Origin of the sequence: Micromonospora qiuiae, assembly GCF_016863555.1 — a bacterium.
In the GTDB taxonomy this organism is placed as follows: Bacteria; Actinomycetota; Actinomycetes; order Mycobacteriales; family Micromonosporaceae; genus Micromonospora; species Micromonospora qiuiae.
On sequence record NZ_BOPC01000083.1, the window covers coordinates 19,689 to 33,256 of the forward strand.

Sequence of the window (13,568 nt, forward strand, 5' to 3'; positions counted from 1 at the left end):
GAACCTACCGGCCGGTACGGGTGCCGGGGAAGACGTGAGTGTCGGCGTCGGCGGGTAGCCTGCCGACATGCCGGAGCCGATCGAGGACGTCACCTTCCACGACGAGGACTGGTACGCCGAGGATCTGGCCGACCGGCACTTCGTCGGCTGCGCCTTCCACCGGGTCGACCTGACCGAGGCGACCAGCCGGGGCGCGACTTTCGTCGGCTGCACCTTCGGCGACGTGCGGTTCAACGTCTCCCGGCACACCGATTCGGCCTTCACCCGCTGCACGTTCATCCGGTGCAACCTCTTCGAGGCGGAGTTCACCGGCTGCAAGGTCATCGGCAGCACCTTCGACCGGTGCGACCTGCGCCCGCTGACGGTCACCGGCGGCGACTGGTCCTTCGTCACCCTGGCCGGAGCCGACCTGCGCGGCGGGCGGTTCACCGGCGTACGCATGCGGGAGGCCGACCTGTCCGGGGCCGACCTGACCGGGGCGACGCTGACCGGCGTCGACTTTTCCGACGCGCAGTGGCGGGGAGTCCGACTGTCCCGAGCGGACCTTCGCGGCAGCGATCTGACCGGGCTGGATCCGACAGCGGTGCAGCGGGCCGGTACGATCATCGACGTTCTTCAGGCCGCGGCCCTGGCCCAGGCGCTCGGTTTCGACATCCGGGACTGACAGTGCGGCACACGAGCCGTGTGTGAGCGATGTGGACACCTGGGCAGCCCGGCTCCGGCAAACCCGGATCGATCGATGCGTTCGGCGCGCACTAGCGCGAACGGCTCCCCTGATGCGAATGTGAGTCGGCCCCGGGTTCGGGTCGAGCGCGCCGGGTGCGAGTCCGGCCCGGCAGAAGTGGAGAGTCGGTGGCCGAGGAACCTGCCGCGCCAAGCGGTGAACCGCCGTCGCGCCCCAACCGGGCGGCCCACCGCGGCGGATCCGCCCGGCACCGCTCGGTCCGCCTCGGCGGCATCCGGGACCACCTGCCTCGTCGCGCGGCGGCCCACCGGCGTCAGCCACAGTTGACGAGCGAGAGCCGGGGCGGCACCCGTCGGCTGGCCCGGGCCCGTCGGCGCCGCCGCTGCGCGGTCGAGGCCGTGGCCGCCTTCGCCGGCCTCCTGGCCCTGGTCGGGTTCGTGAACTGGTGGTCGGAGCCGACCCCGGACATCCCGGCGGAGTCCGACGGCCTGCCGGCGGTGGTCGGTCGGCCGAGCCTGCCGAGCCCGGTGCCCACCGCTCCCGCCGTGCCCGGGCTGCGCCCCCGCGAGCGGTCGCCGAGTCCCACCCCCAGCAGCTCGACGCCCGGCACGGCGCCAGCGCCTCCGGCCGCGCCGTCGACGCTGACCGTGAGCCGTGCCGACATCCCGGCCACCGTGGACCTGACCGAACAGGGCCGGCGCGACTGGCTGCACTGGGGGCTGGGCGGCGCCGGGGCGACGGTGCGCAAACGCGACGGTTCCGCCGAGATCCTCGACCTGGGCGGCCGGGGCGAGCGGAGCGGCTGGGACGGCAATCAGGAACTCTTCGGGTGGCGCGACGGCGCGCCGGTCGAGTCGGCCGACCCCACGCCCGACGGGGTCCTCACCTGCGGCGCGGGCAACGGTTTCGACCTCGCCGTCGTCGCCGACGGCCAGCCGCGTACCGCCACCGTCTACCTCGGCGTCTGGATGGCCCGGGGCCGCCTGGACGTCCGATTCTCCGACGGCGGCCCCGGCCGCAGCCTCCGCCTCGAGGAACGGCACACCAGCCAGTCCACCGGGGTCACCGTCCGGTTCAAGGCACCGAAGGGGGCCCGGCTGCTGCTCACCTGGAGGGTCGAGGAAACCTTCACCCCGCACTGCGGCAACGTCGGCCTCCAAGCGCTCACCCTGAGGTGAAAGGAAGGGCCCCTTGTTAACGCCTCGTGTATAGGAAGGGCCCCTTGTTAACAACTATCCCAAGACGCCGGCCCAAGCCCGTGTTCTACCCGCTTTCGGCGTCGTCATGCCGGCCAATTCAATTGGCGACCGGCTATTTGACGAATGCTCCGGCAGCGGGCACCGTGGGCAGTGCGAGGGGCGCTGAGCTGCCCCGATATGACGGTGGTCCACCGACGGTAACGGGCCGAGTCCGGCCCCACGAGACCGCAGCGCTGGCGTGACGTATCCGGGCACCAACCAAACCCACGAGGAGTTCCCACCATGCTCACGATGACCGACAACGCCGTCCTGGTGATTCGTGACCTCGCCAACCAGCAGGACGTCGCCGAGGACGGCGGCGTACGCATTGCCGCGGACACCGTGGCCGGTTCGCTCACCGTCGAGCTGGTCGCCGCGCCGATCGAGGGTGACCAGGTGGTCGACAACCAGGGCGCGCGGATCTTCCTCGATTCCGACGCCGCCGACCTGCTCGGCGACGCCTCGGTCGACGCGACGGTGGACGACGAGGGCATCGTGCAGTTCGGGTTCACCGAGAAGCAGTAGCGGGCTCAGCCGGTCACTCTCGGGCGGGGCGCGCGGCTACGCCGCGACGGGATCGCCCCGGGTTGCCGGGCCGGGGCGCGAGCCGGCTTCCGCAACGCGTCGAGCACGTGGGCGAGGTGGTGCGAGGTGCTCCACGCGATCCAGTTGCTCGCCGACCCGGCGCCGGCCACCCGCCGGGCTCGGCGCAGGATCTCGTGGTCGCCCCAGGAGAAGCCCGCCCCGGCCGGCGCCCAGTGCGGCGCCGACACCAGGGTGCGACAGAGGTCGGTCATCCGCTCGTCCCCCCGCCCGCCGCGGCGCGACCATCGGTAGATCCACCAGGCGCCGTCAGCGGTGTAAGGGACGGTCGGCAGCCGGTCGCCGCCCGGCTCCGAATCGGGCGTCGCCGGGGTGACGCCGTAATCGCCGAACCCCACGTCGAGGTCGGCCAGCCGCTGCCAGAGCAGCCAGTCCCAGCGGTCCAGCCGTACCGGCTCGTCGGTGGGCAGCCGGTACGGCGTCGGCGGCATCCCACCGGCCGCCACGCTGGCCGAATGCCACGCGTGCCGGCGTGCCCAGTCCAGCACCCGTCGGACCCGCGGCTCGGTCGCCCGTACGTCCGCCGGGCAGCACACGTCACCGCAGTCCACGAGCAGGTCGCACTGCTCGGGGGCCAGTCGTGCGTACCGCCAGATCCGCTCCATGGCCGCGGTGGTCGCGTCGGGATCGGCCCGGTCCTGGCCGAGCCGCAGCCGCACCACGGCCCGCCCGGTGTAGGCCCGCGCCGCGACACCGTGCGCCGCCAGCCGCCGCTCGCCGTCCGCGAGCCCGATCACCGGCATCAGCGGTACGCCCCAGCGGGCCGGATCGGCTTCCGTCAGGTCGCACCGGTCCCCGGCGTCGATGGCCGGAACGAGCCCCGACGGCAGCCGGCCGATGGCATCCACGACAAAGCGATCCACGTTGGACAGACGCAGGATCGGGGCGATGATCGGAGCCAGGGCGGCGTCGAGGTGACCGAGCGCTTCCAACTCGCCCCGTCGGGCGGGCAGGATCGGGCGGTAGACCACGCGCGCCGCCCGGCCCCCGCAGCCAGGCGTCATAGCTCAGTGTAGCTACGCCTTTGCGCAGCCCATAGGCAAGCCAACGAAACAGCCCGAACGTGGGCCGACCGGCCGACTATCGCCAGCGGATGCCCGACGCCCCGATACCGCTCTCCCGACGAGGACAGCGCCCGGTGGCGGGACTTCCCCCGTCGTCCGGGCGACATCGTGATCAGCACCCGTTCCAGCGCTGGTCGACGACGTCACCCGAGCCCGCTACCGGGCGCGTGTCGCCGCGCTGGCCCCACCCGACCTGCTTGCCTGGCTGCATCGGGAGCGCTGACCCCTGCCCGATGTCACCGCCAGACGGGCCTGGGTCTGGGTTCGCGGCCAGGCCCCAAAGGACGTCAGTCGTCGTCGCGGTCGTCATCGTCCGTGTCGTCGTCGAGCGGCTCCTGCTCGGCCTTGACCACCTGGCCGGCCTCCCGGTCGATGTCGATCTCATGCTCGGTGTCGCCCCGCACGATCTCGACCTCCCAGACCGGCCGGTCGTTCTCCCGATCCCGCTCGATCTCCGTGATCTGGCCGCCGCCGGGTCGCTTGCCCAGCTCCAGCCGGCCGCCACTGGCCTGGGCCGCGGGGGTGCCCGTGCTGGAGCCCGACGACGACTGAGCACCTTTCGACCGCGGCGCCCCGGCCGGTGACCGGGGTGGCCTGGCGTGCCGGGCGGCGGAGACGGCACGAGCGCGCGGCGCCGTTCCACGAGGGTCGGAACGTCGCCGCGCTCGGCCGTCTCCCACCACCGCAGCCGTACGGCGGTACGTCAGCGGGGACTTGGCGTGACCGGGATCGCCGATCAGTCGTGTCGATCCCCGTTCGGCGCCGGTGCAAACCCTCGAAGCGTGGCCGATTCCACCATTTGCCGGTCGCGGCGTGGGCCGGCCCGGAACGGGGTATGTGCGGGGCATGGAGCACTTCACTATCGCGACTGTCGCTGAGAAGAGCCCGGATTTCCGGCGCGTGCTGTGGACCGGGAAGAACACCCAACTAGTGATCATGACGATCCCGGCGGGAGGTGAGATCGGCGAGGAGGTCCACGAGGACATCGACCAGATCCTCACCTTCGTCAGCGGCACCGGCGAGGCCCGCGTCGCCAGCGAGAAGCGGGAGGTCGTCCAGGGCGACCTGGTGGTCGTGCCCGCCGGCACCAAGCACAACTTCGTCAACACCGGGCCGAACCCGCTGGTGCTCTACACCGTCTACGGCCCACCGGAGCACGCCGATCAGGCGGTGCACCGGACCAAGGAGGAGGCCGACGAGGCCGAGGCCGCCGGGAAGGACGAGCCGCCGACTTCCTGATCGCGCCCACCCCACCGCGTCGATCTTGCACCTTTGGTCGCCGTTTCGTCGCCTTCAAGAGGATATGTGGCGACGGAAAGTGCAAGATCGACGAAGGTGGGGCGGCCGAGCGCGCGTCGACTGGGATTCACCGAGGCAGGACTGGTACGCCGGAGACGTCCACCGTCTCCGGATACTTCACGCCAGCACCGGTGTTCAGCACCACCACCCGCTCGCCGGCGCGGATCCAGCCGCCGGCCCGCAGCTTCCGCACGGCGGTCAGGCAGGCCGCTCCCTCGGGGCAGAGCAGCAGCCCCTCCCAGGCGGCGAAGTCGCGCAGGTCGGCGAGGATCTCGTCGTCGTCCACGGCGATCGCGGTGCCGGCGGTGGCCCGCAGCGCGGCCAGGATCAGCTCGTCGCCGAGCGGTGCCGGCACGGTGATCCCGAACGCCACGGTGTGCGCGTCCGCCCAGGGGCGGGCCCGATCCTCCCCGGCGGCGAACGCCCGCACGATCGGCGCGCAGCCGGTGGACTGCACCGCCACCAGCCGGGGCAGCCGGTCCTCGATCCAGCCGAGTTCCCGCAGCTCGCCGAGGGCCTTGTGGATGCCGATCAGGCCCACCCCGCCACCGGTCGGGTAGACGATCACGTCGGGCACCTGCCAGCCCAACTGCTCGACAAGCTCGTACCCCATCGTCTTCTTGCCTTCGAGCCGGTACGGCTCGCGCAGCGTACCGGCGTCGAAGATGGTGCCCGACGAGGCCGCGACGAGCGCGGCGACCTGGCGCCCGGCGTCGCCGATCAGCCCGTCGACCAGGCGCAGGTCGGCGCCGGCGGCCACGCACTCCCGGCGGCAGATGGCCGGCGCGGAAAGCGGCATCCCGATGATCGCGCCCATTCCGGCACGGGCCGCGTAGGTGGCCCAGGCGGCGCCCGCGTTGCCGTTGGTCGGCATGGCGATCCGTCGGATGCCCAGCTCGCGGGCGCGGCTCACGCCCACCGCCGCGCCGCGTGCCTTGAACGAACCGGTCGGGGTCAACCCCTCATCCTTGACCAGCAGGTCGTCGACGCCGACCTGGCCGCCGTACGCGGGCGCGCGCAGCATCGGGGTCCAGCCCTCGCCGAGGGTGGTGACGCAGGCCGGGTCCGCCACCGGCAGCAACTCCCGGTAGCGCCACAGGTCCGCCGGGCGTAGCCCGAAGCGTTCCGGCTCGACCGCTCCGGCCACTGCCGCGAGGTCGTAACGGGCCAGCAGCGGGGAGCCGCAGCCGCAGAGATTCTGGGGTACGCCGGCGTCGTGTTCCCGTCCGCAGCGTGGACACTCCAGGTGGGTCAGGTACACACCATGCTCCTCGCGTCTCAGCTCGCGTCGATGCTGCGCCACGTCGGGCTACGCCGCCCCGGCTCGTAGACCGAGTCCAGCCGCTTCGCGACCACCCCGGGCAACCCCTGCTCGCGCGCCGCGTGCAGGGCCTCGACCCCGGTACCGGGAAACCACGGCGGAGTCTGCCAGTGCGGCCCGGCCAGGTCCAGGCCGTCGAGCAGTTCCCGACGCTGCGGGTACGGCAGGTCGGCACTGGTCAGGCCCTCCAACCAGAGCAGGTCGACCAGCAGGTACTGGGTGTCGGCGGCACCCCGGCGCGGTCGGCCCCGTCCGCCTGGGCCCGGTTGCTCTCGGCCGCCTGTTTGCTTCCGCCCGCTTGGGCCCGGTTGCTTCCGCCCGCCTGGGCCCGGTTGCTTCCTCCCGTCTGTGGGTGGGCGGACCCGGCCGGTTCGGTCGATGCGGACCAGGACGCCGTCCAGCACCGCCTCGGTCGGGGCCAGCGCCTCGGCCATCGTCCGCAGCCACGGGTATCCGCCGGTGATCTCCTCGCCGGTGTCGGAGAGCAGCCGCAACCGGCCGCCCGAGACGTACGCCACTGCCCGTGCCCCGTCCCAGCGCAGCTCGTATCCCCAGTTCGCCTGGTCGGCCGGGAGCCGGGCGGCCCGGGTGGGGCGCATCGGCGCGACCAGCTCCGGCATGCTGGTCCAGCCCGGCGGCGCCGGATCGGTGCGGCGTACCATCCAGTCCCGGCCGTCCCGGCCGCCGGTGGCGAACAGCACGTACCGCCCGGAGGTCCGGTCGCCGTGCAGCTCCACGACCACCTCGCGGTCCTGCCACTTCTCGCAGCGGTAGGTGCCCCGGTCGTGAATGGTCATCAGCCCGCCGCCGTACTCGCCGGCGGGGATCTCACCGGCGAAGTCGAGGTACTCCATCGGATGGTCCTCGGTGTGCACGGCGAGGTGGTTGCGCCCGGGCTCCCGGGGCAACCCGCGCGGTACCGCCCAGGAGGCGAGCACGCCGTCGCGCTCCAGCCGCAGGTCCCAGTGCAGGCTGCGGGCGTGGTGCTGCTGGATGACGAAGCGGGCCCGTCCGCCCGCGTTCCGGCGCCGGCTTCGACCCTCCGGCGGGACCGGCTCCGGGGTACGCGCCGCGTCCCGCTTGCGCCGGTACTCCGTCAGCCGGTCAGCCACACCCCGCATTGTCCGGCAAAACGGGCCGGCGTGCCGCTCTCCAGGGTGTCCGGGCCGGCGTGCCCGTGCCGGGACGGGTCGACCGCCGCGATCGGGCCGCTCCCCTGATTGCCGGCATGGTGGCGGTGATCGGGGGTAGAAAGGTCGGTATGGACCATGCTGACCACCCCGTGGCACTTCTTCCCGGCGACGTCCGGATCCCGCTGCTCGGGTTCGGCACATGGCAGGCCACCGGTGAGGCCGGCTTCAAGGCGGTGCTGGCCGCGCTCGACGCCGGCTACCGGCACATCGACACCGCCACCATGTACGGCAACGAGGAGGAGATCGGCCGGGCCGTACGCGAGAGCGGACTGCGCCGGGAGGACATCTTCATCACCACCAAGCTGCCGCCGGAGCGGGTCGGCCGGGAACGGGAGACGATCGAGGAGAGCCTGCGCGCCCTCGGCGTCGACCAGGTCGACCTGTGGCTGTTGCACTGGCCGCCCGCCGACCCGGGAGACATGATCCCGACCTGGCGGGAGATGCTCGCCGTACGCGACACGGGCCTGGCCCGAGCGGTGGGAGTGAGTAACTTCAGCACCACCCAGATCGACGAGCTGATCCAGGCGACCGAGGAGAATCCGGCGGTCAACCAGATCAAGTGGAGCCCGTTCCTGTACGACCGGCAGCGGCACGCCGAGCACCGTGACCGCGGAGTGGTGCTGGAGGGCTACAGCCCGTTCAAGACCAGCGACCTGTCCGACCCGGTGCTGACCCGGATCGCCGGGGCGCACAACGTCTCCCCGGCCCAGGTGGTGCTGCGCTGGCACATCGACCACGAGATCGTGGTCATCCCGAAGTCGGTGACCCCGGACCGGATCCGGGCCAACGCCGACGTTTTCGGTTTCTCGCTGACCGCCGAGGAGATGCGCGACATCGACGCCCTGGGGAAGGGCTGACCACCTGCCGTTCGAAGTGGGCCCGGTCGCACGCGCCCCGGCGCCGGCTCCGTCAGGTGGCGGTCGACGGCTCGGTGTGCGCCCAGCGGCGCAGGGCGTACCGTCGTCCCTTGTCCTCGACGAACACCGACTCGTCGGGAGTCTGCCGGTAGCCGGCCGCGCGGGCAACGGCCATGCTGCCAGCGTTGTCCGCCTCGATCTCCAGGTACACCGTGGGCAGGCCGGCCACCACATGGGCGTACGCGGTGAGCAGCCGCAGGGCACGGCTGGCCAGATGCTGGCCCCGGTACGCGGGCCCGACCGCGTAGCCGATGGTGCGGGCGGCCAGGTTGAGCATCACCTCGCCGCGGGCCAGGTCGTCGCCGCTGGTGATGGCGAGGTAGATCCGGTCGCCGGCCTCCTCCGCACGGCGGGCCCTGTCCAGGTAGGTCTCGGCCGCGACCCGATCGAAGGGGGCGGGGACCGGCAGGCGGTGGGCCATCTCCGGGTGGTCGAAGACCGCCACCAGTTGCGGCAGGTCGCGTTCGGCCCATGGGCGCAGGGTCACCCCGTCACCTTCGAGCCGTACGTCCACCGGCCGCATCGATCCTTTCGTGGTCGCCGCCGTCAGTTGTCTGTCTGTCAGTTTGCACCGCGGCGTTGCGACGTGGATGTGCGGCGTTAAAAAGGGCCCCTTCCTATGCATGAGGCGTTAAGAAGGGGCCCTTCCTTTCACCTACATTGGGTGCCGTTGAGGGTGAAGCTGCTGGGGTTGGAGTACGCCCCGCTCAGAGTGCCCTGGTAGCCGAAGCTGGCAGTGCCACCGGGGGCGATCGTGCCATTGTGGCCGACGTTGCGGGCGGTCACCGACGAGCCGCTCTGGCTCACCGTGGCGTTCCACGCGTTGGTCACCTGCTGACCGGAAGGCAGCGAGTACGTCAGCGTCCAGCCGTTGATCGTGCTCGACCCGGTGTTGGTGATCTGCACGTCAGCGGTGAAGCCGTTGTTCCACGAGTTGGCGGTGTACTTCACCGCGCACGCGGCGCTACCCGGCGGCGGGTTGCTGGGCGGCGGGGTGGTCGTCGGCGGAGGGTTGTTGCCGCCGCCGTTGACCGCGGCCGAGAAGTTGGTCACGGCCAGACCGGTGCCACCCTGCCAGGGCTCGAACCCGGCCTGGATGCTGGTCAGGTACCAGGAGTTGGTGATCGCGCCCCGGTTGCGGGTGTCGTTGATGAAGGCCAGCAGGTTGAGATTCGCGCTGCTGATCGCCGACGGGGCCAGGTAGGAGATGACGTTGTTGCCACCGTTGTTGCCCCGCCAGACCTCCCAGTTGCGGCCGTCGATGTTGGCGTTGCCGACGGGGGAGCCGATGGGCTGGATGGAGCCCTGCCGGTTGAGCCAGATCATGATTTCCATCTGGTTCACCCCGTCCCGCTTCGGGGAGGGGTCGAGCCAGATGTCGTACGAGGCGTTGTAGATCGCCCCGCTGACGTACCGGTAGTTGATGCTGCTGGTCGCGCTGCTGATCTGGCTGACCTGCATCGGCAGGTTGGTGCCGGGCGAGCAGTTGGTGTAGTGGCAGCCGAAGAAGACCGACGGGTACGCCGTCGGAGCGCCGTTGGTCGGGTTGCTGCCGTTCTGGGTGGTGATCTCGAAGCCGGTGCTGGTGACGTTGATGCACTGCTGGGCAGTGGTGCCCCAGCGGTTGTTCTGCACCACGTAGCGGTTCTGGATCACCGTGGAGCCGTACTGCTCGCAGATCTGTGTGTCGGCGGAGGCGGTGCCGCCGAGGGCCACGGCGACGATCGAGCCGGCGGCGACCAGGCCGACGGCCATGATGGCCCGCAGGGGACGTTTCATGATGCTCCTTGCGCTGCGGCGTCACCTGCGACGCCAGGACGGGTTGGCGGACGGAGCGGTCGGAGAACGCTCGCGGACGGGTGATTTCCGGGAGCGCTCCCACGCTCATCGTCACATTTACATGTACGAAACAAGTAGCGCAACCGGTGGGGAGATATGCGGGAAATGTGAGGTGGGCCGCCGCCCTCGACCATCGGCCACCCGCCCGCCCCCTCTCCGCATCCGGCCAGCGACGATAGGCGCCCGGCTGGGCCGGCACTGCCCTGGACGTCGGCTCGTCGCGCCGAGAGGCGGTGCCGGCGGGCCGGTCGCCTCTGGCGTGCCCCGATCGCGCCGAGTAGTGTCTTGCCTTCAACGCGTGCCGAACCCCCCGGAGGCGTACACCCCCATGCGTGGCTCCCCCCTGCGCATTCTCGTCGTCGGCGCGGGCATCGCCGGCCTGGCCGTGGCCCGGGCCCTGCGCCTGGCGGGCTTCCGCCCGGACGTCACCGACAAGGCACCGCCGGGTGAATTCACCGACGCCGGCCTCTACCTTCCCGGCAACGCCGCCCGAGCGCTCCGCCGGCTGGATCTCGACGGCCCGGTACGCCCGTACGGGCAGGTCATCCACCGGCAGCGCTTTCTCGACGAGGCCGGTGCGCCGCTGTGCGAGGTCGACCTCGACACGCTCTGGGCCGGGGTCGGCGAGTGCCGGGCGCTGCCCCGCTCCGACCTGCACCGAGTGCTGCTCAGCGGAGCCGGCGGGGCGGTCCGGCACGGTGCCGAGGTGCGCACCATCGACCTGCTGCCCGCCACCGTCGGCGTCACCTTCGTCGACGGCACCCAGACCGAGTACGACCTGGTGATCGGGGCCGACGGACCCCGGTCGTCGATCCGGGCGCTCGCCGCGCTCGGCGGCCCGCCCCGCCCCGCCGGCCAGGTGGTCTATCGCGGCGTCGTGCGGCACGGCCCGGTGATCGACGAGTGGACCGCGCTGCTCGGGCGGCGCTCCGGCTTTCTCGTGGTGCCGATCGGCGCCGGCCGGCTGCACTGCTACGCCGACGAGGCGGGCACCGAAGCGCCGGCCGATCCGCAGGCCCGGTTGCGCGAACTGTTCGGCGACTACGGAGGGCCGGTGCCGGAGGTGCTCGACGCGCTCGACGCGGTGCACGTCGGCACGACCGACGAGGTGGAACTCGGACGCTGGTACCGGGGCCGGGTGCTGCTGGTCGGTGACGCGGCCCACGCCACCGCGCCGACGCTGGCTCAGGGTGCCGCGATGGCCCTGGAGGACGCGGTGGTGCTCGCCGAGGCGCTGAGCGCCGCGAGCAGCGTGGAGGCGGCGCTGACCGCGTACGAGAGCCGCCGCCGGCCGCGTACCCGTTGGGTGCGGGACCGGACCCGGGACCGTGACCGCACCCGGGACGTGCCGCCGGCACTGCGTGATCCGCTGTTGCGCGGGCGCGGCGACCGCATTTTCGGTGAGCACTACCGGCTGCTCCTCGGCCCGCTGTGATCCACGTCCGGTGACCGTAGGCGGCGCTGCCAGGCCCGCTGTGATCCACGTCCGGTGACCCCACGCGGTGCTCTCACCTGCCGGGGACTATCCTCCTTGCGGATGACGGCCCGCCCAGACAGCGTGCCGAGCGGGACAACCCAGAACCGGAGGCCACTCGTGACCACCGTCGCACCCAAGCCGGTCGTGACCCGGCCCTGGCCGGTCCGCGAACCGGTCAAGGGGTCGACCATCGCGCGGCTTTTGCGGACCACGGACGCGAAGCAAATCGGGATCATGTACATGGTCACCGCGTTCGTGTTTTTCATGATCGGTGGCGTGATGGCCCTGATCATGCGGGCCGAGCTGGCCCAGCCCGGACTGCAGTTCTTGTCGCCCGAACAGTTCAACCAGCTGTTCACCATGCACGGCACGATCATGCTGTTGTTCTTCGCGACGCCCATCGTGTTCGCGTTCGCCAACTACATCGTGCCCATCCATATCGGTGCGCCCGACGTCGCCTTCCCGCGGCTGAACAGCTTCGCGTACTGGCTGTACCTGTTCGGCGGCACCATGGCCACCGCAGGCTTCCTCACCCCGCAGGGCGCGGCGGACTTCGGCTGGACCGGGTACACCCCGCTGGCCAATGCCGAGCACTCCCCGGGCGTCGGCGGCAACCTGTGGGTGATCGGCCTGGTCATCTCCGGTCTGGGCACCATCCTGGGCGCGGTCAACATGATCACCACGATCCTGACCCTGCGCGCGCCCGGCATGACCATGTTCCGGATGCCGATCTTCACTTGGAACATCCTGGTCACCAGCCTCCTGGTGATCCTGGTCTTCCCGCTGCTGGCCGCCGCGCTGCTCGCGCTCGCCGCGGACCGGTTGCTCGGCGCCCAGGTGTTCAGTGCCGAGACCGGCGGGCCGATGCTCTGGCAGCACCTGTTCTGGTTCTTCGGTCACCCCGAGGTGTACATTATCGCGCTGCCGTTCTTCGGCATCATCAGCGAGATCATCCCGGTCTTCTCCCGCAAGCCGATCTTCGGCTACAAGGGTCTGGTCGCCGCCACCATCGCCATCGCCGGCCTGTCGATGAGCGTCTGGGCGCACCACATGTTCGCCACCGGTCAGGTGCTGCTGCCGTTCTTCAGCTTCCTGAGCTACCTGATCGCCGTACCCACCGGCATGAAGTTCTTCAACTGGGTCGGCACCATGTGGCGGGGGCAGATCAGCTTCGAGACGCCGATGCTGTTCTCCATCGGCTTCCTGGTCACCTTCCTGCTCGGTGGCCTGACCGGTGTGCTGCTGGCCGCCCCGCCGCTCGACTTCCACCTGCACGACTCGTACTTCGTGGTGGCGCACTTCCACTACGTGCTCTTCGGCACCATCGTCTTCGCGGTGTTCGCCGGCATCTACTTCTGGTTCCCGAAGATGTTCGGCCGGATGCTCGACGAGCGCCTCGGGAAGGTCCACTTCTGGCTGACCATGATCGGCTTCCACGCCACCTTCCTGGTGCAGCACTGGCTCGGCAACGAGGGCATGCCCCGGCGGTACGCCGACTACCTGCCCGAAGACGGCTTCACCACGCTGAACGTGATCTCCACGGTCGGTGCGTTCATCACCGGTATCTCGACGCTGCCGTTCATCTACAACTGCTGGAAGTCGTACAAGGCCGGCCCGGTGGTCGAGGTCGACGACCCGTGGGGCCACGGCAACTCGCTCGAGTGGGCGACCAGCTCGCCGCCGCCGCTGCGCAACTTCGACCGGATGCCCCGGATCCGCTCCGAGCGGCCGGCCTTCGACGCCAAGTTCCCCGAGCTGGCCGCCGGGCAGCAGACCCTTGTCGGCCCGCCAGAGGGCGGCTCCAAGCCGCTGACCAGCGAGTCCGACGGCGGTGCCAGCTACCAGGAAGACACCGCCGCCAACGTCGACCGTCGCTGACCCACCACCCACCGAACCACCCGACGGGCGCCATCCCCTCCAACAGGGATGGCG

The 13,568-nt window shown here is 71.1% G+C and carries 14 protein-coding genes; 7 read left to right on the forward strand and 7 right to left on the reverse strand.

What is annotated here, in order from left to right; translation table 11 throughout:
- Positions 1-67 precede the first annotated feature (67 nt).
- The 3 genes from Vqi01_RS24610 to Vqi01_RS24620 all read left to right on the forward strand — a co-directional run bounded on the left by Vqi01_RS24610 (position 68) and on the right by Vqi01_RS24620 (position 2,448).
- On the forward strand, positions 68-664 hold the full coding sequence (locus Vqi01_RS24610) for a pentapeptide repeat-containing protein (RefSeq protein WP_204037221.1): 597 nt from the start codon (positions 68-70) through the stop codon (positions 662-664).
- Positions 665-852: 188 nt separating this feature from the next.
- Entirely contained in the window at positions 853-1,863 is a 1,011-nt protein-coding gene (locus tag Vqi01_RS24615; protein WP_239098635.1) for a hypothetical protein, read from the forward strand.
- Between the two features lie 303 nt (positions 1,864-2,166).
- On the forward strand, positions 2,167-2,448 hold the full coding sequence (locus Vqi01_RS24620; protein WP_204037222.1) for an adhesin: 282 nt from the start codon (positions 2,167-2,169) through the stop codon (positions 2,446-2,448).
- Positions 2,449-2,453: 5 nt separating this feature from the next.
- On the opposite strand, the gene Vqi01_RS24625 is transcribed toward Vqi01_RS24620, so the two are convergent.
- Together Vqi01_RS24625 and Vqi01_RS24630 are read right to left on the reverse strand one after the other, a co-directional pair.
- Positions 2,454-3,530 (reverse strand): beta family protein, encoded by a 1,077-nt coding sequence (locus tag Vqi01_RS24625; RefSeq protein ID WP_204037223.1) that lies wholly within the window; start codon positions 3,528-3,530, stop codon positions 2,454-2,456.
- A 347-nt stretch (positions 3,531-3,877) separates the two neighbouring features.
- Positions 3,878-4,270: a PepSY domain-containing protein gene (locus tag Vqi01_RS24630; protein ID WP_239098636.1), complete on the reverse strand. Its 393-nt coding sequence runs from the start codon at positions 4,268-4,270 to the stop codon at positions 3,878-3,880.
- A gap of 166 nt (positions 4,271-4,436) precedes the next feature.
- Here Vqi01_RS24630 and Vqi01_RS24635 point away from each other — a divergent pair, with 166 nt between their 5' ends.
- Positions 4,437-4,829, forward strand: a complete 393-nt coding sequence (locus tag Vqi01_RS24635) for a cupin domain-containing protein (protein WP_204037225.1) — start codon at positions 4,437-4,439, stop codon at positions 4,827-4,829.
- Positions 4,830-4,956: 127 nt separating this feature from the next.
- On the opposite strand, the gene Vqi01_RS24640 is transcribed toward Vqi01_RS24635, so the two are convergent.
- Genes Vqi01_RS24640 through Vqi01_RS24650 form a run of 3 tightly spaced genes read right to left on the reverse strand, consistent with a single transcriptional unit; the run spans position 4,957 to position 7,480 of the window.
- Positions 4,957-6,150: a threonine synthase gene (locus tag Vqi01_RS24640; protein WP_204037226.1), complete on the reverse strand. Its 1,194-nt coding sequence runs from the start codon at positions 6,148-6,150 to the stop codon at positions 4,957-4,959.
- 17 nt (positions 6,151-6,167) lie between these two features.
- Positions 6,168-7,322 carry a DNA polymerase ligase N-terminal domain-containing protein gene (locus Vqi01_RS24645; protein WP_204037227.1) on the reverse strand — a complete coding sequence of 385 codons (1,155 nt, stop codon included), beginning with the start codon at positions 7,320-7,322 and terminating at the stop codon, positions 6,168-6,170.
- On the reverse strand, positions 7,307-7,480 hold the full coding sequence (locus Vqi01_RS24650) for a hypothetical protein (RefSeq protein WP_204037228.1): 174 nt from the start codon (positions 7,478-7,480) through the stop codon (positions 7,307-7,309). The genes Vqi01_RS24645 and Vqi01_RS24650 overlap by 16 nt, the downstream gene beginning before the upstream one ends.
- Between Vqi01_RS24650 and Vqi01_RS24655 the strand changes: the two genes are divergently transcribed.
- Positions 7,472-8,260 (forward strand): aldo/keto reductase, encoded by a 789-nt coding sequence (locus tag Vqi01_RS24655; protein WP_204037229.1) that lies wholly within the window; start codon positions 7,472-7,474, stop codon positions 8,258-8,260. The genes Vqi01_RS24650 and Vqi01_RS24655 overlap by 9 nt on opposite strands.
- A gap of 52 nt (positions 8,261-8,312) precedes the next feature.
- Here Vqi01_RS24655 and Vqi01_RS24660 read toward each other — a convergent pair whose 3' ends face one another.
- Positions 8,313-8,834, reverse strand: a complete 522-nt coding sequence (locus Vqi01_RS24660; RefSeq protein WP_204037230.1) for a GNAT family N-acetyltransferase — start codon at positions 8,832-8,834, stop codon at positions 8,313-8,315.
- Positions 8,835-8,971: 137 nt separating this feature from the next.
- Positions 8,972-10,099: a glycoside hydrolase family 12 protein gene (locus Vqi01_RS24665; RefSeq protein WP_204037231.1), complete on the reverse strand. Its 1,128-nt coding sequence runs from the start codon at positions 10,097-10,099 to the stop codon at positions 8,972-8,974.
- A gap of 388 nt (positions 10,100-10,487) precedes the next feature.
- Here Vqi01_RS24665 and Vqi01_RS24670 point away from each other — a divergent pair, with 388 nt between their 5' ends.
- The gene (locus tag Vqi01_RS24670) at positions 10,488-11,594 is read left to right on the forward strand and encodes an FAD-dependent monooxygenase (protein WP_204037236.1); all 1,107 of its coding nucleotides are present in this window, start codon (positions 10,488-10,490) and stop codon (positions 11,592-11,594) included.
- A gap of 159 nt (positions 11,595-11,753) precedes the next feature.
- Positions 11,754-13,514 carry an aa3-type cytochrome oxidase subunit I gene (ctaD, locus tag Vqi01_RS24675; protein ID WP_204037232.1) on the forward strand — a complete coding sequence of 587 codons (1,761 nt, stop codon included), beginning with the start codon at positions 11,754-11,756 and terminating at the stop codon, positions 13,512-13,514.
- Positions 13,515-13,568 lie beyond the last annotated feature (54 nt).

What these genes read in the sequence shown, in the direction of transcription:
- Vqi01_RS24610 (WP_204037221.1), top strand. Translation starts at nt 68, where the DNA reads ATGCCGGAGCCGATCGAGGACGTCACCTTCCACGACGAGGACTGGTAC.
- Vqi01_RS24620 (WP_204037222.1), top strand. Translation starts at nt 2,167, where the DNA reads ATGCTCACGATGACCGACAACGCCGTCCTGGTGATTCGTGACCTCGCC.
- Vqi01_RS24625 (WP_204037223.1), bottom strand. Translation starts at nt 3,530, where the DNA reads ATGACGCCTGGCTGCGGGGGCCGGGCGGCGCGCGTGGTCTACCGCCCG.
- Vqi01_RS24635 (WP_204037225.1), top strand. Translation starts at nt 4,437, where the DNA reads ATGGAGCACTTCACTATCGCGACTGTCGCTGAGAAGAGCCCGGATTTC.
- Vqi01_RS24655 (WP_204037229.1), top strand. Translation starts at nt 7,472, where the DNA reads ATGGACCATGCTGACCACCCCGTGGCACTTCTTCCCGGCGACGTCCGG.
- Vqi01_RS24650 (WP_204037228.1), bottom strand. Translation starts at nt 7,480, where the DNA reads ATGGTCCATACCGACCTTTCTACCCCCGATCACCGCCACCATGCCGGC.
- Vqi01_RS24665 (WP_204037231.1), bottom strand. Translation starts at nt 10,099, where the DNA reads ATGAAACGTCCCCTGCGGGCCATCATGGCCGTCGGCCTGGTCGCCGCC.
- Vqi01_RS24670 (WP_204037236.1), top strand. Translation starts at nt 10,488, where the DNA reads ATGCGTGGCTCCCCCCTGCGCATTCTCGTCGTCGGCGCGGGCATCGCC.